A 17379-nucleotide genomic window follows, 5' to 3' on the forward strand; every position below is an offset into this window, starting at 1 on the left:
CCTAGAAGTCGAAGCCGTCGAACATGTCGCCGATGCCCTCGCCGATCGAGCCGATGCCGTCACCGATGCCCTCACCGAGCGCGCCGATGCCGTCACCGAGGGCGTCGAAGCCGCCCATGCCGCCGAACATCATGCCGGCGAACATCAGCTCCATCGGACCGAAGGCACCGAAGTAGCCGGTGGCGTAGGGCTGGTAGGCCCGGCCGCCCTGCCAGTAGGGCACCCGCTGGGCGCCCACCATCACCATCCGGGCGTCGGGGTCGGCGCCGGCGGCGACCCGCTCGGCGTCGAGGGCGCAGGCGGGCACGTCGCGGGTGGCGCCACCGGGCGGGGTCCACGGCACGTCGGCGACGGAGAGCCCGTGCCGCGGGTCGAAGAAGCACGGCGGGCGGCGGGTCGGCAGCGGTTCGCCCGCCACCCGCGCGCGGACGCACGCGATCGCGTAGCGCCCGTCATCGAGGATCTGCGTGACGTGCCGGACGTCGTCGGGACGCGTCATCGCGTCGCCGGCCGTCTTGGCGGACTCGTAGGCGTCGAGAGCGCGCTGGTAGTCGGCGTTCTCCCCCGCCCCGAGCTCGTGTCCCGCGAGATCCAGGTCGAGTGCTTGGAGCTCCTCTCCCAGAGCCGTGATGTCCTCGAAGGCGAGCTTCTTGACCGGCTCCAGCTCCGCGCGCTGGCGCTCCAGCTCACGCACCCGGGCGCTGCGCCGGGCGAGCACGACCCCCGCCACCACGGCGGCGAGCAGGAGGAGGACCACCACGCTTCCCATGGACCGAGCGTACGGAGAGCGGGCAAGCGCCTCGGCGCGCGCGAGTGGTCAGCCGGGGGCGGCCAGGGCGCCGTCGGAGGTGCGGTAGACCAGGCCGTCGGCGACCGCGAACGAGAGTGCCCGGTCGAACCGGTTCGGCTCCCAGAACGACGCGCCCACCAGGCGGGCCAGCTCGTCCGGCCGCTGAGGCCCCGTGGTCTCCAGCGCGCGGACGATCTGGCCCATCTCGTGGAACACCTGGCGGTCGCGCCTGCCCTCGGTCGAGGGCTTGGGCGGTGGCATCGGCATCGGTGTCTCCTCTCGACTCGTGCGCGGCGTCAGGCGTGCTGCGGCTGGACGGCGCCGGGACCCGTCGCGGTGCCGGTGTCGTCGTCCTCCGCGGTCAGCGGCTTGGCCAGGCTCTCCAGCGACTTGCCCTCGGCCTTGACGCCCAGGAACGCCTCGACGATGCCGCCCGCGATCATCAGCGCGGCGCCGATGAAGTAGCCGACCGCGATCTGGGTGATGTCCTTGTCGGCGGAGGCCCGCTCGATCAGCCAGCCGAAGAACAGCGGGCCGGAGATGCCGCCCGCCGCCGTACCGATCGCGTAGAAGAACGCGATGCACAGCGCCCGCGTCTCCATCGGGAACACCTCGCTGGCGGTGAGGTACGCCGCGCTCGCGCCGGCCGAGGCCATGAAGAAGATGATCGCGCCCATCAGCGTGAGGGTCTTGGCGTCGAAGCTGCCGAGGTAGAAGCCGGTGATCGCGAGCAGGGTGCCCGAGCCCAGGTAGGTCGCGGTGATCATCTTGACCCGGCCGAGGCTGTCGAACAGCGGGCTGAGCAGCAGCGCACCGGCGAAGTTGCTGACCGCGAAGATCGCGATGTAGTAGCCGGTCTGCTTCACCCCGAGGAACGTGGTCAGGGTGTCGCCGTAGGTGAAGAAGAACGCGTTGTAGAGGAACGCCTGGCCCACGAACAGCGAGAAGCACAGCACGGTGCGCTTGGGGTAGAGCGTGAACACGGTCTTGGCGATCAGCGCGATGCCGATCGACTTGCGCTGCCGGATCGTGATCGTGTCGTGGACGTCGTGCAGCTGGTGGTGGGACTCCTCCGAGACCGTCCGCTCGATGTCCTGGACGATCTGCTCGGCCTCGTCCTCCCGGCCGTGGATGAACAGCCAGCGCGGGCTCTCCGGCACGTTGCGCCGCACGATCAGGATGCCGACCGCGAGGATCGCGCCCAGACCGAATGCGAGCCGCCAGCCCCAGGACTGGTCGATCATCGTCGGGTCGAGCAGCGGGATCGTGAGCAGCGCGCCGCCCGCGGCACCGACCCAGAACGACCCGTTGATCGCGACGTCGACGCGACCGCGGTACTTCGCCGGGATCAGCTCGTCGATGGCGGAGTTGATCGCGGCGTACTCACCGCCGATGCCGCAGCCGGTCAGGAAACGGCAGGCGAAGTACCACATCGGGTTCATGGAGAACGCCGTCAGCACGGTGGCCACGGTGTAGACGGCCAGCGTGATGATGAACAGCTTCTTGCGGCCCAGCCGGTCGGTGAGCTGGCCGAAGAAGAGCGCGCCCAGACAGGCGCCCGCGACGTACATCGACCCCGCCAGGCCGATGTCGAAGTTGTTCATGCCCAGGCCGCTGCCGTCGGGCTTGAGGGCGTCGGACATCGAGCCCACGATCGTGACCTCGAGCCCGTCCAGGATCCAGACGGTGCCGAGGCCGATGACGACGAGCCAGTGCCATCGCGCCCACGGGAGGCGGTCCAGGCGAGCGGGGATGTCGGTGGTGATCCGACCGGTTTCGACTGCCATGAAGGCTGCCGTACCCAGCCGTGACGGTCGTCACTCACCCCGGCAACGAGCCGGTCGTCCGAAGAGCTCCCCCCGGCAGTGGCGTCCTCGCGTCGATTGCGGGGTCAACCTCCAGCCCGGACTACCGACTAACGGACGGAGTAGTCCCGGAACCCGCGCTTGGTCTTGCGGCCGAGGTAGCCCGCGGCGACGAGGTGCTCGAGCAGCGGGGCCGGGGCGAACCCGCGCTCGCGGAACTCCAGGTAGAGCTCGCGCTGGATCGCCAGCGACACGTCGTTGCCGACCACGTCGAGCAGCTCGAAGGGGCCCATCGGCAGCGCGCAGCCCTGCTTCATCGCGAGGTCGATGTCGTCGGCGGTGGCGTAGTGCGCCTCGAGCATCTTCACGGCGTCGTTGAGGTAGGGGAACAGCAGCGCGTTGACGATGAAGCCCGCCCGGTCCGCGCACGTGACGCCGACCTTGCCGATCCTCGCGACCAGCGCGCGGGTGGTCTCGGTGACGGCCTCGTCGGTGGACACCGTCGAGACCACCTCGACGAGCTTCATGACGGGCGCGGGGTTGAAGAAGTGCATGCCGATGACGTCCTGCGGCCGCTTGGTCGCGCGGGCGCACGAGATGATCGGCAGGCTGGACGTGGTCGTTGCGAGGATCGCCCCCGGCTTGCAGATCTCGTCGAGGTTCTCGAACAGCGTCGTCTTGACCTGGAGGTCCTCGGCGATCGCCTCGACCACGATGTCGACGTCGGCAAGGTCGTCGAGACTGGTCGACCCGGTGAGCCGGCCGAGCACCTGGGCCTTGGCCTCCTCGGTGGAGCGTCCGCGCTGGATCTGCTTGTCGAAGCTGCGGGTGATCGCCGCGACGACGCCGTCGACCTTGTCGGCCGAGCGGCCGACGTAGAGGACGTCGTACCCGGCCTTGGCGAAGACCTCGACGATGCCGGTCGCCATGGTGCCGGTGCCGACGACGCCGACCTTGTTGATCTGGTGGCGGAAGGTCGGCTGCTCGTCGGCCGACGGGGTCTGGTCGTCCGGGACGACGACAGGGCTGTCGTGGGTCTCGTAGGTGTAGAAGCCGCGGCCGGTCTTGCGGCCCAGCATGCCCGCGGTGACCATCTGCTTGAGGATCGGTGTCGGGGCGTGCAACCGGTCGCGGCCCTGGTGGTACATCGTCTCGAGGATCTCGTACGCCGTGTCCAGGCCGATCAGGTCGAGCAGCGCGAGCGGTCCCATCGGGTAGCCGCAGCCGAAGCGCATCGCGGCGTCGATGTCCTCGCGCGAGGCGTACTTGCCCTCGTACATCGCGACCGCGTGGTTGAGATAGCCGAACAGCAGGGTGTTGGCGATGAAGCCGGCCTTGTCGCCGCAGACCACCGGCGACTTGCCGACGCTGGTCACCAGCGCGGTGACGTCGTCGAGCACGGCCGGCTCGGTGACGACCGTGCGCACCACCTCGACGAGCGACTGGACCGGCGCGGGGTTGAAGAAGTGCACACCGACCACGCGGCCCGGGCTCGCGTTGGCGGTCGAGATCTCCGTGACCGACAGCGAGGAGGTGTTGGTGGCGAGGATCGCCTCGGGCGACACGATCTCGTCGAGCTCGCGGAAGATCGCCTTCTTGGTCTCGAGCGACTCCACCACCGCCTCGACCACGAACCCCGCGTCGGCGAGGTCCTTGAGCGAGGTGGTGAACGTGATCCGCTCCAGCAGCTCGGCCTGCTCGGCGGCGGTCATCTTCTCGCGCTTCACCGCGCGGGCCGTCGAGTGCTCGAGGTACTGCCGGCCGCGGGCCAGCGACTCCTCGTCCTTCTCGACGCCGACCACCGTGTGGCCGGCCCGGGCGAAGACCTCGGCGATGCCGGCACCCATGGTGCCCAGGCCGATGACACCGACGGTCGTGAAGGGGCGGGGAGCAGTGGCGGCGGGCGCGGGGGACGTCGTCATGCCGCGCATGGTTGCACGGGGTCACCCCTCACGACAGTGTCCTAGTTCACTCATCAGTAACTTGGAACGTTCACAACCCCGCATCCCTCGTCCGACGGCCCAGGACGTGGCGCGACGACCGGCCGCGACCGGTGGTCGGGGTAGATTCCTCGCCCGTGAGACTCGTCGTAGCCCGCTGCCAGGTCGACTACGCCGGGCGCCTGACCGCGCACCTGCCGATGGCGACGCGAGTGCTGATGATCAAGGCCGACGGGTCGGTGCTCGTGCACTCCGACGGCGGCTCCTACAAGCCGCTGAACTGGATGTCGCCGCCGTGCACGTTCCGGGAGGGCGCGACCGAGGACGGCCAGGTCGAGTGGACCGTCACCAACCCCAAGAGCGACGACACCCTGCGCATCCTCATCGAGGAGGTGCTGCACGAGTCGGTCCACGAGCTCGGCGTCGACCCCGGGCTGCAGAAGGACGGCGTCGAGAAGCACCTGCAGGAGCTGCTCGCCGAGCACCCCGCCACCCTCTCCCCCGGCCTCACCCTGGTCCGGCGGGAGTACCCCACCGCGATCGGGCCGGTGGACCTGATGTGCCGCGACGCCGACGGCGGCAGCGTCGCGGTCGAGATCAAGCGCCGCGGTGAGATCGACGGCGTCGAGCAGCTGACCCGCTACCTCGAGCTGCTCAACCGCGACCCGCTGCTCGCACCGGTCCGCGGCATCTTCGCCGCCCAGGAGATCAAGCCCCAGGCCCGCGTGCTCGCCACCGACCGCGGCATCGCCTGCGCGGTGGTCGACTACGACGCGCTCCGGGGCCTCGACGACCCGTCGCATCGCTTGTTCTGACTACAGGTACAGGTCGACCGCGCGCCGCTCGCCGTACTGCCCGTAGGCCTCCGCCACCGCGCTCACCGCACCCGAGGGCCGGATCGGCGCCGGCACGTGCACGTCGATCGGCTCGCGGCGCGAGTGACCGGGCTCCCGGCGCTCGCGCGGCACGGATGCTGTGAGCGGCTCCACCGCCGTGGACGGCCGGCGCGGGCCGGGGATCGAGGTGACGCGCATGCGGGGTCAACGGCGGCAGCGACCCGGGGTCACGCCGGGACCTCGGTTCCGTCCCGTAACCGGTCCAACGAGCTCATCGCGGTGTCGGCGCCGCGTGCGATGGTGCCCCGAACCCGACACCCAAGGGAGGCTCGGGATGCCCGCCCACGACAACCAGCCGACGCCACACAGGTAGGGGCTGGCCCGTCGATCACGGCTGTCGGTTCTGCTGCTGCACGACCTCGATCAGCCACTGGACCCGAGCCTCGAGGGCGGCCACTCGAGCCTCGAGGGTGGCGATGTGAACCTGAGGACTCGGCTGTGCCTGAACCTTGCGGGCCCTCTTGGCCTCCTTGGCCGTCTGCCGGTTGAACTCGGCGTTGGCGAGGTCGACCCACTTGCCCATGTGACTAGCCTCCTGGCTCCTGACGACTCCCTCGGGACCAGTCTCACACCCGACCGGTTGATCACGGGCGAGTGAGGTCGCAACCCAGCCCGACGAGCTCGTCCCGACCGCGGTCGGTGAGCCGCAGCGCCCGCGAGTCGGGTGAGCGGGGCTCGAACCAGCCGCGGTCGACCAGCGCCGCCCCGAGGCCGGCACCCAGCGCCCCGGCCAGGTGGGGGCGGCGCTCGGTCCAGTCCAGGCAGGGCCGGGCGAAGGAGCGCCGCAGCCCGCGCGCGGCCTCGACGTCGACGCCCCAGCCGGCGAGGGCGGCGGCGCCGGCCGGCGTCACGTCGTACGCGTCGGTGAGCCAGCCGTGCTGCAGCAGCGCATCGTGCAGCGCGACCCCGCAGCGGCCCGCGAGGTGGTCGTAGCAGGTGCGGGCGTACCCCAGCGCCCGGGCGTGGCCCGACTCGCGCAGCGTGGTGACCGGTCGTGGCGGCGCCACGTGCGAGAGGGCCTCGAGCGCCTCGCCGACCGCGGGTCCGGCGATCCGGTAGTAGCGGTGCCGGCCCTGAGCCACCACCTCGACCAGGCCACCGGCGAGCAGCCGCGCGAGGTGCTCGCTCGCCGTCGACGGGCCGACCCGCGCGACCCGGGCGAGCTCCCCCGCGGCCAGCGCCCGGCCGCCCATCAGGCTGTCGAGCATCCGGGCCCGGCTCGGGTCCCCGATCAGGGCCCCCACGGCGGCGAGGTCGGTGTCGTGCACGTGGCGAGGCTACGACGACCGCGCTTCGGCCCGCACCGAAGCGTCCCGCGCCTACGGTCCGGTCCATGGACAACCCCGGCACCCACGTCGAGTCCGCCGTCGAGCACTGCCTGGACGTCGCCGCCACCTGGCTGGCCTGGGACGGCCGCCCGGCGGTGAGCGAGGACGGCGACCGCGTCTACACCCCGCACAAGGCCGTACGGCGCATCGGCGACCACCTGGTCGACCACCTCGCCGAGGTCGAGGCGCTGCTCGCGGGCGTCGAGACCGAGCCGGACGCCTGGCACGCCAGCCTGGTCACCCTCGAGACGGACTGGGCGCGCTTCACCGAGCTCGACCTCGACGAGGCCCGGCAGCGGCTGCGCCGGCTCGGCCGGACCTTCGCGCTCCGCCTGGCGGCCGCCGGGGAGGCGGCCTGGGATGTGCCCCGCGGCGACAGCTGGACGCTGCGCCAGATCGCGGACCACCTCACCGGCGTCCGCTGGTACGCCGACCAGGTGGGCCGCCTGCCCCGCTGACTGCCACCATCGCCTGGTGCGCATCTTCCACATCGCGACGCTCGCCGACTGGATCGCCGCCCGGGAGACCGGGACCTACGCGACCTCGACCCGCGGCCGGACCCTCGCCGAGGAGGGCTTCATCCACGCCAGCCGGGCCGACCAGTGGGAGGGCGTGCGCGCGGCGTTCTACGCCGACGTCAGCGAGCCGCTGGTGCTGCTCGAGGTCGACACCGGCCTCCTCGACGTCCCCGTGGTCGAGGAGGAGCCGGCGCCCGGGGCGGGCGTCACCTTCCCGCACGTGTACGGCGTGATCCGGCCGGCCGCCGTCGTCGCGGTCACCCCACTCTGAGCCGGCTGCTCTCGCCCAGGGCGACCAGCTCGCCCAGCCGCGTCTCCGTGGCGTCGTCGCGCGGCAGGTAGACCATCATCCGGTTGATCCCGGACTGGCCGACGCCGAACCGGTGCGCCTCCAGGTGCAGCTCGCCGACCGCGCTGCGGAAGTCCTTGGCAGGCAGCGCCTGGTCGACGACGTCGTGCCGGCGCCAGATCGCGTCGAACTCCTCGGACGCCTCGCGCAGCCGCTGCACGAGCTGGGCCCAGAGCGGGTCGTCGAGCTGGTTGCCCATCGCCATCCGCATCGCCCCCACCATGTGGGTCATGGCCTCGCCCCGGCGTACGCACAGGCTCTTCCAGTGCTCGTGGGTGAAGAACAGCCAGGCCTGGTTGCGCTGGGCGGGCTCGATGGTGTCGAGGTCGCCGCCCATCCAGTTGTAGCCGCGGTTGTAGGCGACGATGTCCCAGCGCGGCGAGAGCACGACCGCCGGGAACGGGTCGAGCTGGTCGAGCATCCGCTGCAGGGCCGGCGTGGCCCCCGGGCACTCCCGGCCCGGGGCGACCAGGGTGACGCCGGCCAGCTGGAACAGGTGCCAGCGCTCCTGGGCGTCCATGCGCAGCGTGCGGGCGATGGCCTCGAGCACCTGCACCGACGCGTTGATGTCGCGGCCCTGCTCGAGCCAGGTGTACCAGGTGACGCCCACGCCCGCGAGCAGCGCGACCTCCTCGCGGCGAAGCCCGGGCGTCCGGCGGCGTCCGCCCGGCGGCAGACCGACGTCCTCGGGCGAGAGGCGCTCCCGGCGGGAGCGTAGGAAGTCCGCGAGCTCGGTGCGGCGGGTATCGGGCATGTGCCCATGGTGGACCCAAACGGAGCCGGTATCCAGTTACTTCCAGTACCAGGATCGACAGGCTCTCACCACCAGGACCAGGGCGCCCCCACGCTGGACCGCATGACGACCCCGACCACCGTCCCCGTCGCCTCCACGGCCGGCGCAGCGAGCCCGGCGACCCCGGAGGAGCCCCTGCTCAGAATGCACCCGCTCGGCCTGGCCGCCGCGCTGGCCGCCGTGATGATCCCGATCATGTCCTTCTTCACCGTCAACGTCGCGCTCGGCTCGATCGGGTCCGACCTCGGCGCCACGCCGGCCGTGCTCCAGCTGGTGGTGGCGGCGTACGGCGTGGTCTACGCGAGCCTGGTCGCGATGGGCGGCCGGCTCGGCGACGGCTTCGGCCGCAAACGGATGCTCGTCCTGGGCCTGCTGGTCTTCGCGGTCACGAGCCTGTTGTGCGCCTTCGCTCAAAGCCCCTCCGCGCTGGTCGGCGCCCGCTTCATCCAGGGCGCGTCCGCCGCACTCGTGGCCCCGCAGGTCCTGGCGACCCTGCACGCTGCCAACGAGGGTCACCATCGCAACCGAGCGCTCGCGTGGTTCGGCGCGAGCGCCGGCCTCGGCACGTCCCTGGCGTTCCTGATCGGTGGCACCCTGACCGACTCCGACCTCGGCTGGCGGGCGATCTTCTGGGTCAACGTCCCGATCGCGGCGCTGGTCATGCTCGGCGTGTGGCGCTTCGTCCCCGAGACCAAGGCCCCCACGCGACCCGCCCTGGACCTCGTGGGCGCCGCGCTCCTCGGCACGGCGCTGACCCTGCTCGTGCTGCCGCTCACCGAGGGCCGGGCCACCGGCTGGCCCGCCTGGACCTGGGCCTGCCTGGCGGGCGTGCTGCCGGTCACCGCCGTGCTGGCGTGGTGGCAGCTGCGCGTGGAGGCCCGCGGCGGCACCCCGCTCGTGCCGCCCTCGCTGTTCCGCTTCCGCAGCATCGGGGTCGGCCTGCTGACCGGCCTGCCGTTCTTCGTCGCCTTCGGCGGCTTCATGTTCGTCTACGGCTACGCCGCGCAGGTCGCGGGCCGCACGCCGCTCGACATCGGCGTCAGCCTGCTGCCGATGTCGCTGGGCTTCCTGGTCGCCTCGCTGGTCGCCGGCCGCCTGGTCCCGCGGTACGGCGCCTGGGTGCTCACCCTCGGCGCGCTCGTCGGAGCGGTCGGATTCGCCTGGCTCGGCGCCGTCGGCATCGAGGACACCGCGCCGCCGCTGCCCGCGGTGGCGGTGGTCGGGCTCGGCTTCGGCCTGACCTGGTCGCCGCTGATGGGTGTCGTGCTCAGCCAGGTCCACGGCCACATGGCCGGCCTGGGCAGCGGGCTGCTGATCACCACCATGCAGGCCGGCCTCGGGCTCGGCGCCGCCGTGGTCGGGTCGATCTACCTCGCCCAGACGGACGGGTTCGCGCCCACGACGTACCTCCTCGGCGGGGTGATGCTCGTGATCGCCGCGCTCACCCGCCTGCTCGAGCCGCGGCGCTGACCCCGCCACCGACGGTAGTCCCTGACGATCGGGCCCCTTGGGAGCGTTCCCAGGGGGCCCGATCGTCAGGGACTACCGCTCACGGCGGCGGTCGCGGCGAGAGAGACCACCTCGTCGGCGACGCCCCAGCTCAGCGTGACCCCGGCGCCGCCGTGGCCGTAGCAGTGCACGACGTCGCCGACCCGCTCGAGCCGGACGGCGGGCCGCACCGGCCGCAGCCCGACGCGGTGCCGCAGCACGCGGGCGTCCCGCAGCTGTGGCACCAGCCGGGTGGCCCGCTCCAGGATCGCCTCGGCGGTCGCGGGCGACGCCGTCCGGCTCCACTCGCCCTCGACGTCCGTGCCGCCGACCACGACGTCGTGCTCGCGCGGGACGACGTACGTCGGCCCCGAGCGGTCCAGCCACCACCGGTCGATGCCGGTCTGCTCGACCACGACGACCTGCCCGCGTACCGGCACCACGGTCCGGTCGGCGCCGAGCAGCCGGGCGCCGAGCCCGGCGCAGTTGACGACCAGCCCGGGCCCGGCCGGCAGCGCGGCCAGGTTGAGCCGGGTGATGGTGCCGCCGAGGTGCTCGACGCGGGCGGCCAGCCAGGCGAGGTAGACCGCGGGGTCGAGGACGGGCGTGGTGAACGTCCAGCCGTCGGCCCAGCCGTGCGGCAGGTCCCGGGTCCGGGCCAGCCCCGGCACCGCCGTCCCCCACCACGGGTCGGGCTCGGGGGCGACGAACACCTCGGTGCCCGGGACCATCCGCACACCGGACTCGGGGTCGGTGTCGGCCAGCGCGTCGAAGACGGCGTACGACGTCGCCGCCCAGGTCGCGACCCGCTCCTGCGGGAGCCCGCGGTAGGGGTACCAGAACGCCGCGGCGACGGCGGAGGTCGTCTCGAGCGGCAGGTCCCGCGCCACCACGTCCACCCGGTGGCCCGCCTCGAGCAGGCGGACCGCGCAGGTCAGGCCGATCACGCCCGCGCCGACCACGATCACCCGATCCGCCACCATGCCTGCAGTCTGGCGCGAACTTCCTCACATTTCGCCGCACCACGCTATTGACGTAGGTTCAACAGCGTGAGGTTGACGCTGCTCGGAGTCCTGACCGCCCTGCTCGGCGCCGTGCTCGCGGCTCCCCCGGCGCCGGCCACCGCGGCACCCGCCCGCGTCGTGGCCCGCCAGGTCGTCTTCGAGCTCGAGAACACCAACGCCACCTCGGTGCTGTGTGTGCCCGACAACGAGCGCTACGAGGTCCGCGGCCGGCTCATCGGACCCCGGAGCGCCGTGGCGGGGCGCAGCGGCCCGATCCGGGTCAACGTGCTGGTGCACGACCTCGCCGCCGGCTCGTGGTTCTGGAGCCTGCCCGGCCACCCGGCGTACGACTATGCGCGCACGCTGGCGCGCGAGGGCGAGACCTCGCTGGTGCTCGACCGGCTCGGGTACGGCGCCAGCCCCCTCGCGAACGGCGACGCCACCTGCCTCGGCGCCCAGGCGGACATGCTCCACCAGGTCGTCCAGCACCTGCGGTCCGGGCGCTACGTGTTCGCCGACCCCACCCGGGGCACCACCCCCGCCGCCGCCCGCGTCGTGACCCACGGCCACTCGGTGGGCGCCGCGATCGCCCAGGTCGAGGCCGGGACCTTCGACGACGTCGACGGGCTGGTGCTGATGTCGTGGACCGACCGCGGCGCCACGTCGCTGGCCACCCGCACCGCCGCCCGCCAGAGCGCCGCGTGCGCCGGTGGACCCGACTACGCCCCGCTGGCCGAGACCGCCAAGGACTACCGGGCGCTGATGTTCGCCAGCGCGACCTCCGACGTCCAGCGCACCGCCGCGCGATTGCGCGCCGACGACCCCTGCGGCGACGTCACCAGCCTGAGCCCGCTGCTGCTGGCCGCCAACCTTGCCGCCGGTCAGGTCGACGCACCGGTGCTCCTGCTCTACGGCGCCGAGGACGCGCTCAACCGCCCCGGTGCGCGCGAGCAGCAGGCCGCGGCGTACCCGACCAAGGTGACGACCCGGACGTTCGCCGGGGCCGGCAGCGCGCTCCCGCTCGAGCGGCCCGCCGACCGGGTGCGCGCGAGCGTGCTGCGCTGGCTGCGCTGAGCCGGCTCCGGGGCCGCGCGAGGTGACGCGCGCGTAACCCCTGCGTTCACGGGGTCGTTGGGTCACCGACGAAAGGTGCCCCGATGACGCGTCGTGTCCCCGCTGCTGTCCTGGCCTCCGTGGCCGCCGCCCTGGTCGTGCTCACGGTGCTGTCCGGCGCCGGCCCTGCGGCCGCGCACGAGGAGCGCCCCGCCCAGTTCCCCGACGGCACCGGGCACCGCCCGTCGTTCCTCGGGTACGACAACCCACGCCAGCGGGTCGTCTGCCAGCGCGACAGCGCCGGCCGGATCGCCGCGATGCCCGACGGCGCCGTGAAGGCCCGCAACGAGCGGCTGCTCCGCTCGTGCCGCTACCGCTCGATCCAGGACGCGATCAACTCCATCGCCAAGCCGCGCACGTCCGTCTACGTGCTGCCCGGCACCTACCGCGAGGCCAAGTGGGCCGGCGCGAAGCGCAGCGACTACTGCTCGCACCTGCAGACCGCATCGAAGTCGCCGCTGCCGTTCTCGGAGTACATCGGCAGCCTCTCCTCCCCCGACCCGGGGGCCGAGAAGGCCGCCGCCGCGGCCGGTGAGTCCAACCCGATCGCACTGTCGTACGCCGACCAGCGGCGTTGCGCCCACAACCTCAACCTGATCGCGGTCTTCGGCGACCGGACGCCCGGCAACGACAGCATCCGCTGCGACAGCCGCCTGTGCGGGCTGCAGCTGGTCGGCACCGGCCGCTCCCCCGCCGACGTGGTGGTCGACAACCGGTTCCACAAGCTCAACGCGATCCGCGCCGACCGGGCCGGTGGGCTCTACCTGAGCAACATGACGTTCCAGCAGGCCGAGTTCAACGCGATCTACGTGCTGGAGACCGACGGCTTCGTGATCGACCGCGTGGTCGCCCGGGGCAATGACGAGTACGGCATCCTCGCGTTCGCCAGCGACCACGGCCTGATCCAGCGCTCGGAGGCCTACTACAACGGCGACTCCGGCATCTACCCCGGCTCCGGGTCCGACCTCAACGCCGACAACACCGAGTTCGAGGCCACCCGCTACGCGATCGAGATCCGCCACAACGACAGCCACGACAACACGCTGGGCTACTCCGGCACGGCCGGCAACTCGATCTGGGCGCACGACAACGACTTCCACGACAACGCGACCGGCATCGCGACCGACTCGCTCTTCCCCGGCCACCCCGGCCTGCCGCAGGACCACGCCCGGTGGAATCGCAACCGGATCCACTCCAACAACTCCAACTGGTACACGGAGTTCGTCGACACCGGTGTGTGCGACAAGCCCATGGAGCAGCGCGGCTACATGAACGGCACCGTGTGCCCGGTGGTGCCGACCCCGGTCGGCACCGGCGTGCTGATCGCCGGCGGCAACTACGACTCCACCGACCACAACTGGATCTACGACAACTGGCGCTACGGCACCATGCAGTTCTGGGTGCCCGCCCCGCTGCGCGACGACTACGACCCGACGCACCTCTACGACACCTCCAACCACAACCACACGTTCCAGAACCAGATGGGCCTCGACCCCTCGGGCGCCGAGCGCCCCAACGGCATGGACCACTGGTGGGACGACCAGGGCGTCGGCAACTGCTGGGAGGACAACCACTACGGCTCGGCCGGCCAGACCGACAACTTCACCGTCCCGCCACCCTCCTGCGCGGACGGCGGCTCGGTGTTCCTGCCCGGTGCGCCGGTGAAGGACGCGGGCTTCCTCAGCTGCAGCCAGTACGACCGCGCCGACCCGACGTGGAAGCACCCGCCGGCCTGCGAATGGTTCGACAGCCCGACCCGGCCCGCATCGGCCCGCGCGGCGGTGACGACTCCCGACGGCACGGCCTCCGGCGTGGTGCTGGTCGCCCCGATCGCGACGACCGCGGCGGCCCTGGGGCTGCTCCTCGGCCTGCGCCGGCGCCGGCGGTCGCCCCGTGCTGCGTAGGCGACCGCCGATGGGTTGGGGGCGCCGGGCCGGCCTCGTGGCCGTCGTGCTCGCCGTCCTGCTGGCCGTGGGCGGCATCGCCCTGGCCCGGTCCGCGCCCTCGCTGCGCGCCGACGGCCCGACCTCGGTCTCCGGCACCGAGGCGACCGGGGTGTTCCGCATCGGCGACCGCACGGTGCGGCAGGTCCGCTACGACGACGGCGGGACGCTGCGCTACACCTTCGAGCTCACCAACGACGACCGGCTCCCGGTCACCGTCCGCGGACTCGCGGATGACCAGCCGCCGAGCCGGCTGTTCACCTACACCGGGCTCACCGACGCCGGCGGCCAAGCCACCTTCCGGCTCTCCCCCGGCGAGTCCGCGCAGGTGACGCTCTCGCTGCTGATGGGCGGCTGCGAGACGCTCTCGGCCCGGGCCGGCGCGTTCGTGACCGCGGTCGTGCTGCGCGTCGAGCGCGCCGGCGTCCTCACCGGCCTCCCCGCCGGCACCGTCACCGTCGCGCTGCCCGAGGAGCTGCACACCGGCTCGCCCCGTGAGGCGTTCTGCCCCAGCTCGACCGCCACCTCGCGGCCCCCGGGCTGATCCTCACGGGCAGGACGTGCCCCGGGGCAGCTTGTACGGCGCCGAGATCCGGTAGGTGCCGGCCGCCGGTGCGTGCAGGACGAGCCAGTCGTCGCTGTGCGGGCGGGCGCTCCCGGCGAGATCCACCGTGTCCAGGCCCGACAGGCACGGCTCGGTCAGGAACCGCTGGACGAACGAGGTGCTCGCGTCGAGCTGGATCCGGTTGACGTCCTCGACGCTGAGCCAGGGCGAGTCGGCGATCCGCACCACGACATCGCCCGCGCTCGGGGTGAACAGGGTCAGCTGCTCGGCGTCGAACGAGACGACCCGCGCCGGCGGCGACACCAGCGGCGTGGGCCGGCGGACGGCGTAGAGCGTCCAGTGCTCGTCCGACCAGACCGGCAGCAGGTAGGGCAGCCGGCTCCTGATCAGGTCGGTCTCGGCGACCGCCGCGGCATCGGGCTCGGCGGCGGAGAGCACGACGTACCGCACCGCCCACCGGTGCAGCCAGCGCCGGTACGCCTGCTCGGTCAGCGGCCGGTCACGGTAGAAGAGCGGGTTGCGCTCGGCGTCCGCCTGGCGGTTCCACCCGCGGGCCAACGGCACGTGCGGCGCGAACACCGCGGCCTCGCGGTGGCTGCGGGTCGGGACCACCTCGACCCGTCCCAGATCGGCGTCGCGCTGCTCGAGCTGGGCGAGGACCGGGTCCAGGTCCGACGCCCACGACGTCTGCCCGCTGGCACCGACCGCGTCGCGGGCCGAGGTCGCCACCTGCCAGATCGACGTGGTCACGACGGCCACGACGAAGAAGACGCGCGCGACCCCCGGACCGGCCCGGCGGGCGAGGCTCGACGTGCGCCACCGCCCGGTGGCCGCGGCGGCCACCAGCACCACGCCGCCGAACAGCAGCCCCAGCCGGGAGATGTTGGTCCCGATGGGCGACGGGATCTGCCACACCAGGAGGACGGCCGCGGCGTACAGGACCGCGGCCAGCCGCACGCTCCGCCAGCTCTCGGGCACCGAGATCGCCACCGCCACCCCGGCGAGCACCGGCAGGATCGTCGAGTACCACGGCATCGGCTGGGTCCCGGAGAAGGGGAACAGCAGCGCCGAGAGCGCGACGACCGCCACGGGCGGCAGACCCAGGGCGTACGCCGCGGCCCGGTGCCGGCCGAGCCAGAAGGTCGCTGCCACCAGGCCGAGGAACAGCCCGGCCACCGGGCTCGCTGCGGTCGCCAGACCGGCCGCGAGGGCGACCGCAGCGCCGCGGGCCGGTCGCAGCGGGAGGCCCGGCGAGCGCCGGCGTGGCCAGCCGAGCACCAGACAGAGCGCCGAGAGCGCGAACAGCGTGCCCAGCGCGAACGTGACCCGACCGGAGACGGCGTTGCCGACGAGCGCCAGCGCGGCGTAGCCGGCGACCACCATCCCGCGGGCGTCACTGCGCCCGCGACCGACGAGCAGCCAGGCCAGCAGCCCCGCGGCGAGCGTGCCCGCGACCACCAGGGTGGTCCGGACGCCCACGGCGGCCATCAGGTACGGCGAGAGGACGCTGTAGGAGACCGGGTGCATCCCGCCGTACCAGGCGAGGTTGTAGGCACTCCCGGGGTGCAGCCGGGCGAACTCGGCCCACGCGTCCTGGGCGGCGATGTCGCCGCCGGCCGTGGCGAAGAACCGCCACCAGAGGATCTGCGCGGTCCCGGACAGGACCATCGCGAGCACCACCGGTGAGTGGAGGGCGCGAGCCAGGTGTGGACGAAGTGCCGGGCGCCGGGTGAGAGCGACCTCGCCGACGACGGGTGGGTCGACGGTGAGGGTGCGCCCGGCCGAGCTCATGCCGGTGCCACGGCGTCGTCCTCATCGACGCCGGACGGCTCCGCAGCCGCGTCCCGCCCTCGCCCGAGCGGATAGACCATCAGCCGCCCCAGGGTGAACGCGGTGAGGGCGAGCACCACGCCGGCGACGTCGTCGACGACGAAGTGCCAGCCGAAGTACACGGTGGCGACCATGACCGCCGCGAGGTAGACGGTCAGCGCCATCGACGTACGCCGCCACCCGTAGTAGCGGGTGACCAGCAGCACGGTGCAGGTGAAGCCCACGTGCAGGCTGGCGAACGCCGAGATGCTGACGAACGCGTCGGCCGCATGGGGGTCGGCGAGGAAGTGGGCGCGCTCGGCGAGGTACTTGGTCTGGGTCGCGGTGATCGCGGTGGGCCTCAGCCCGGCGAACTCCTCGGGTGCGGAGGCGAACGGGCCGAGCGACGGCACGAGGTAGTAGGACCCCAGCCCGAGGATCCAGACCCAGAGCGCCGAGCAGAGCATGACGTAGGCATCGCGGACCCGCGGCAGCAGGGCGAGCGTGCCGACGACCGACAGCGGCACGAGGTAGGTGAACGAGCGGTAGACGACCGAGAGGACGACGGCCGCCTGCTGGTCGCCGAGCAGGTCGTGCAGCAGCACCGCCGGGCTGTGCCCGAGGAAGAGCCACCGCTCCGCGTCCAGGAGGTTCTGGTCGAGCGGGGTGTTGAGCGCGTCCCAGCTCTTCAGGTTGCGGTAGCTGATGTAGATCACGTGGTAGGCCAGCAGGCCGGAGCCCACGAGCAGCAGTCGCTGCGGGGTCCAGCGCCGGCGGAGGTGGCGGCCGGCCTCCAGCAGTGACCGCCTCAGCGGCCCGGTCCGCACCCCGCGGACCAGCGCGTCGGCGAGGGCCAGGAGCACCAGGATCACGACCGCCGTGGTCAGCCGGCCGCGGAACATCGCGCCTCCGGGGTCGCGCAACGGGATCCCGAGGTGCTCGGAGCGCAGCAGCGCCACCGACGCGAACACCACCGCGAGTGCCCACACCCACGTGGTCAGCCGGAGCGCCTCCCGCCCTGCCATCGCACCGCCTGTC

Annotated in this window: 18 protein-coding genes; 7 read left to right on the forward strand and 11 right to left on the reverse strand. The window is 72.6% G+C overall.

Annotated features, from left to right (window positions below; translation table 11 throughout):
• Position 1 precedes the first annotated feature (1 nt).
• The 4 genes from QQZ14_RS06660 to QQZ14_RS06675 form a co-directional block, all read right to left on the reverse strand.
• The gene (locus tag QQZ14_RS06660) at positions 2-769 is read right to left on the reverse strand and encodes a hypothetical protein (RefSeq protein ID WP_284533446.1); all 768 of its coding nucleotides are present in this window, start codon (positions 767-769) and stop codon (positions 2-4) included.
• A 48-nt stretch (positions 770-817) separates the two neighbouring features.
• On the reverse strand, positions 818-1057 hold the full coding sequence (locus QQZ14_RS06665) for a hypothetical protein (protein ID WP_284533447.1): 240 nt from the start codon (positions 1055-1057) through the stop codon (positions 818-820).
• A gap of 29 nt (positions 1058-1086) precedes the next feature.
• Entirely contained in the window at positions 1087-2577 is a 1491-nt protein-coding gene (locus tag QQZ14_RS06670; RefSeq protein WP_284533448.1) for an MFS transporter, read from the reverse strand.
• A 128-nt stretch (positions 2578-2705) separates the two neighbouring features.
• Positions 2706-4517 (reverse strand): 3-hydroxyacyl-CoA dehydrogenase family protein, encoded by a 1812-nt coding sequence (locus QQZ14_RS06675; RefSeq protein ID WP_284533449.1) that lies wholly within the window; start codon positions 4515-4517, stop codon positions 2706-2708.
• Positions 4518-4672: 155 nt separating this feature from the next.
• Between QQZ14_RS06675 and nucS the strand changes: the two genes are divergently transcribed.
• Positions 4673-5350, forward strand: a complete 678-nt coding sequence (gene nucS, locus QQZ14_RS06680) for an endonuclease NucS (RefSeq protein ID WP_284533450.1) — start codon at positions 4673-4675, stop codon at positions 5348-5350.
• Here nucS and QQZ14_RS06685 read toward each other — a convergent pair whose 3' ends face one another.
• The 3 genes from QQZ14_RS06685 to QQZ14_RS06695 form a co-directional block, all read right to left on the reverse strand.
• Positions 5351-5569: a hypothetical protein gene (locus QQZ14_RS06685; RefSeq protein WP_284533451.1), complete on the reverse strand. Its 219-nt coding sequence runs from the start codon at positions 5567-5569 to the stop codon at positions 5351-5353.
• 190 nt (positions 5570-5759) lie between these two features.
• On the reverse strand, positions 5760-5954 hold the full coding sequence (locus QQZ14_RS06690; RefSeq protein ID WP_284533452.1) for a hypothetical protein: 195 nt from the start codon (positions 5952-5954) through the stop codon (positions 5760-5762).
• 61 nt (positions 5955-6015) lie between these two features.
• Positions 6016-6699: an ArsR/SmtB family transcription factor gene (locus QQZ14_RS06695; RefSeq protein WP_284533453.1), complete on the reverse strand. Its 684-nt coding sequence runs from the start codon at positions 6697-6699 to the stop codon at positions 6016-6018.
• 65 nt (positions 6700-6764) lie between these two features.
• Here QQZ14_RS06695 and QQZ14_RS06700 point away from each other — a divergent pair, with 65 nt between their 5' ends.
• Positions 6765-7217 (forward strand): hypothetical protein, encoded by a 453-nt coding sequence (locus QQZ14_RS06700; protein ID WP_284533454.1) that lies wholly within the window; start codon positions 6765-6767, stop codon positions 7215-7217.
• A gap of 16 nt (positions 7218-7233) precedes the next feature.
• Positions 7234-7548 carry a DUF952 domain-containing protein gene (locus QQZ14_RS06705; protein ID WP_284533455.1) on the forward strand — a complete coding sequence of 105 codons (315 nt, stop codon included), beginning with the start codon at positions 7234-7236 and terminating at the stop codon, positions 7546-7548.
• On the opposite strand, the gene QQZ14_RS06710 is transcribed toward QQZ14_RS06705, so the two are convergent.
• Positions 7535-8380 carry a helix-turn-helix transcriptional regulator gene (locus QQZ14_RS06710; RefSeq protein WP_284533456.1) on the reverse strand — a complete coding sequence of 282 codons (846 nt, stop codon included), beginning with the start codon at positions 8378-8380 and terminating at the stop codon, positions 7535-7537. The two genes, QQZ14_RS06705 and QQZ14_RS06710, sit on opposite strands and share 14 nt — an antisense overlap.
• A 102-nt stretch (positions 8381-8482) precedes the next feature.
• Between QQZ14_RS06710 and QQZ14_RS06715 the strand changes: the two genes are divergently transcribed.
• Positions 8483-9889 (forward strand): MFS transporter, encoded by a 1407-nt coding sequence (locus QQZ14_RS06715; RefSeq protein WP_284533457.1) that lies wholly within the window; start codon positions 8483-8485, stop codon positions 9887-9889.
• Between the two features lie 65 nt (positions 9890-9954).
• Here the strand turns inward: QQZ14_RS06715 and QQZ14_RS06720 are convergent, their stop codons facing one another.
• On the reverse strand, positions 9955-10890 hold the full coding sequence (locus tag QQZ14_RS06720) for an FAD-dependent oxidoreductase (RefSeq protein ID WP_284533458.1): 936 nt from the start codon (positions 10888-10890) through the stop codon (positions 9955-9957).
• A gap of 66 nt (positions 10891-10956) precedes the next feature.
• Between QQZ14_RS06720 and QQZ14_RS06725 the strand changes: the two genes are divergently transcribed.
• From QQZ14_RS06725 to QQZ14_RS06735, 3 genes are all read left to right on the forward strand, one after another.
• On the forward strand, positions 10957-11985 hold the full coding sequence (locus QQZ14_RS06725) for an alpha/beta hydrolase (RefSeq protein WP_284533459.1): 1029 nt from the start codon (positions 10957-10959) through the stop codon (positions 11983-11985).
• A gap of 83 nt (positions 11986-12068) precedes the next feature.
• The gene (locus QQZ14_RS06730; protein WP_284533460.1) at positions 12069-13928 is read left to right on the forward strand and encodes a right-handed parallel beta-helix repeat-containing protein; all 1860 of its coding nucleotides are present in this window, start codon (positions 12069-12071) and stop codon (positions 13926-13928) included.
• Positions 13929-13938: 10 nt separating this feature from the next.
• Positions 13939-14511, forward strand: a complete 573-nt coding sequence (locus QQZ14_RS06735) for a hypothetical protein (RefSeq protein ID WP_284533461.1) — start codon at positions 13939-13941, stop codon at positions 14509-14511.
• Positions 14512-14514: 3 nt separating this feature from the next.
• On the opposite strand, the gene QQZ14_RS06740 is transcribed toward QQZ14_RS06735, so the two are convergent.
• Together QQZ14_RS06740 and QQZ14_RS06745 are read right to left on the reverse strand one after the other, a co-directional pair.
• The gene (locus QQZ14_RS06740; RefSeq protein ID WP_284533462.1) at positions 14515-16323 is read right to left on the reverse strand and encodes an MFS transporter; all 1809 of its coding nucleotides are present in this window, start codon (positions 16321-16323) and stop codon (positions 14515-14517) included.
• On the reverse strand, positions 16320-17366 hold the full coding sequence (locus QQZ14_RS06745) for a phosphatase PAP2 family protein (protein ID WP_284533463.1): 1047 nt from the start codon (positions 17364-17366) through the stop codon (positions 16320-16322). Before QQZ14_RS06745 ends, QQZ14_RS06740 begins: the two co-directional genes overlap by 4 nt.
• Positions 17367-17379 lie beyond the last annotated feature (13 nt).

This window comes from Nocardioides sp. T2.26MG-1, from assembly GCF_950101795.1.
In the GTDB taxonomy this organism is placed as follows: Bacteria; Actinomycetota; Actinomycetes; order Propionibacteriales; family Nocardioidaceae; genus Nocardioides.

What these genes read in the sequence shown, in the direction of transcription:
- QQZ14_RS06690 (WP_284533452.1), bottom strand. Translation starts at nt 5,954, where the DNA reads ATGGGCAAGTGGGTCGACCTCGCCAACGCCGAGTTCAACCGGCAGACG.
- QQZ14_RS06730 (WP_284533460.1), top strand. Translation starts at nt 12,069, where the DNA reads ATGACGCGTCGTGTCCCCGCTGCTGTCCTGGCCTCCGTGGCCGCCGCC.
- QQZ14_RS06710 (WP_284533456.1), bottom strand. Translation starts at nt 8,380, where the DNA reads ATGCCCGATACCCGCCGCACCGAGCTCGCGGACTTCCTACGCTCCCGC.
- QQZ14_RS06685 (WP_284533451.1), bottom strand. Translation starts at nt 5,569, where the DNA reads ATGCGCGTCACCTCGATCCCCGGCCCGCGCCGGCCGTCCACGGCGGTG.
- QQZ14_RS06715 (WP_284533457.1), top strand. Translation starts at nt 8,483, where the DNA reads ATGACGACCCCGACCACCGTCCCCGTCGCCTCCACGGCCGGCGCAGCG.
- QQZ14_RS06720 (WP_284533458.1), bottom strand. Translation starts at nt 10,890, where the DNA reads ATGGTGGCGGATCGGGTGATCGTGGTCGGCGCGGGCGTGATCGGCCTG.
- QQZ14_RS06700 (WP_284533454.1), top strand. Translation starts at nt 6,765, where the DNA reads ATGGACAACCCCGGCACCCACGTCGAGTCCGCCGTCGAGCACTGCCTG.
- QQZ14_RS06660 (WP_284533446.1), bottom strand. Translation starts at nt 769, where the DNA reads ATGGGAAGCGTGGTGGTCCTCCTCCTGCTCGCCGCCGTGGTGGCGGGG.
- QQZ14_RS06740 (WP_284533462.1), bottom strand. Translation starts at nt 16,323, where the DNA reads ATGAGCTCGGCCGGGCGCACCCTCACCGTCGACCCACCCGTCGTCGGC.
- QQZ14_RS06665 (WP_284533447.1), bottom strand. Translation starts at nt 1,057, where the DNA reads ATGCCGATGCCACCGCCCAAGCCCTCGACCGAGGGCAGGCGCGACCGC.
- QQZ14_RS06670 (WP_284533448.1), bottom strand. Translation starts at nt 2,577, where the DNA reads ATGGCAGTCGAAACCGGTCGGATCACCACCGACATCCCCGCTCGCCTG.
- QQZ14_RS06675 (WP_284533449.1), bottom strand. Translation starts at nt 4,517, where the DNA reads ATGACGACGTCCCCCGCGCCCGCCGCCACTGCTCCCCGCCCCTTCACG.
- QQZ14_RS06745 (WP_284533463.1), bottom strand. Translation starts at nt 17,366, where the DNA reads ATGGCAGGGCGGGAGGCGCTCCGGCTGACCACGTGGGTGTGGGCACTC.
- QQZ14_RS06735 (WP_284533461.1), top strand. Translation starts at nt 13,939, where the DNA reads ATGGGTTGGGGGCGCCGGGCCGGCCTCGTGGCCGTCGTGCTCGCCGTC.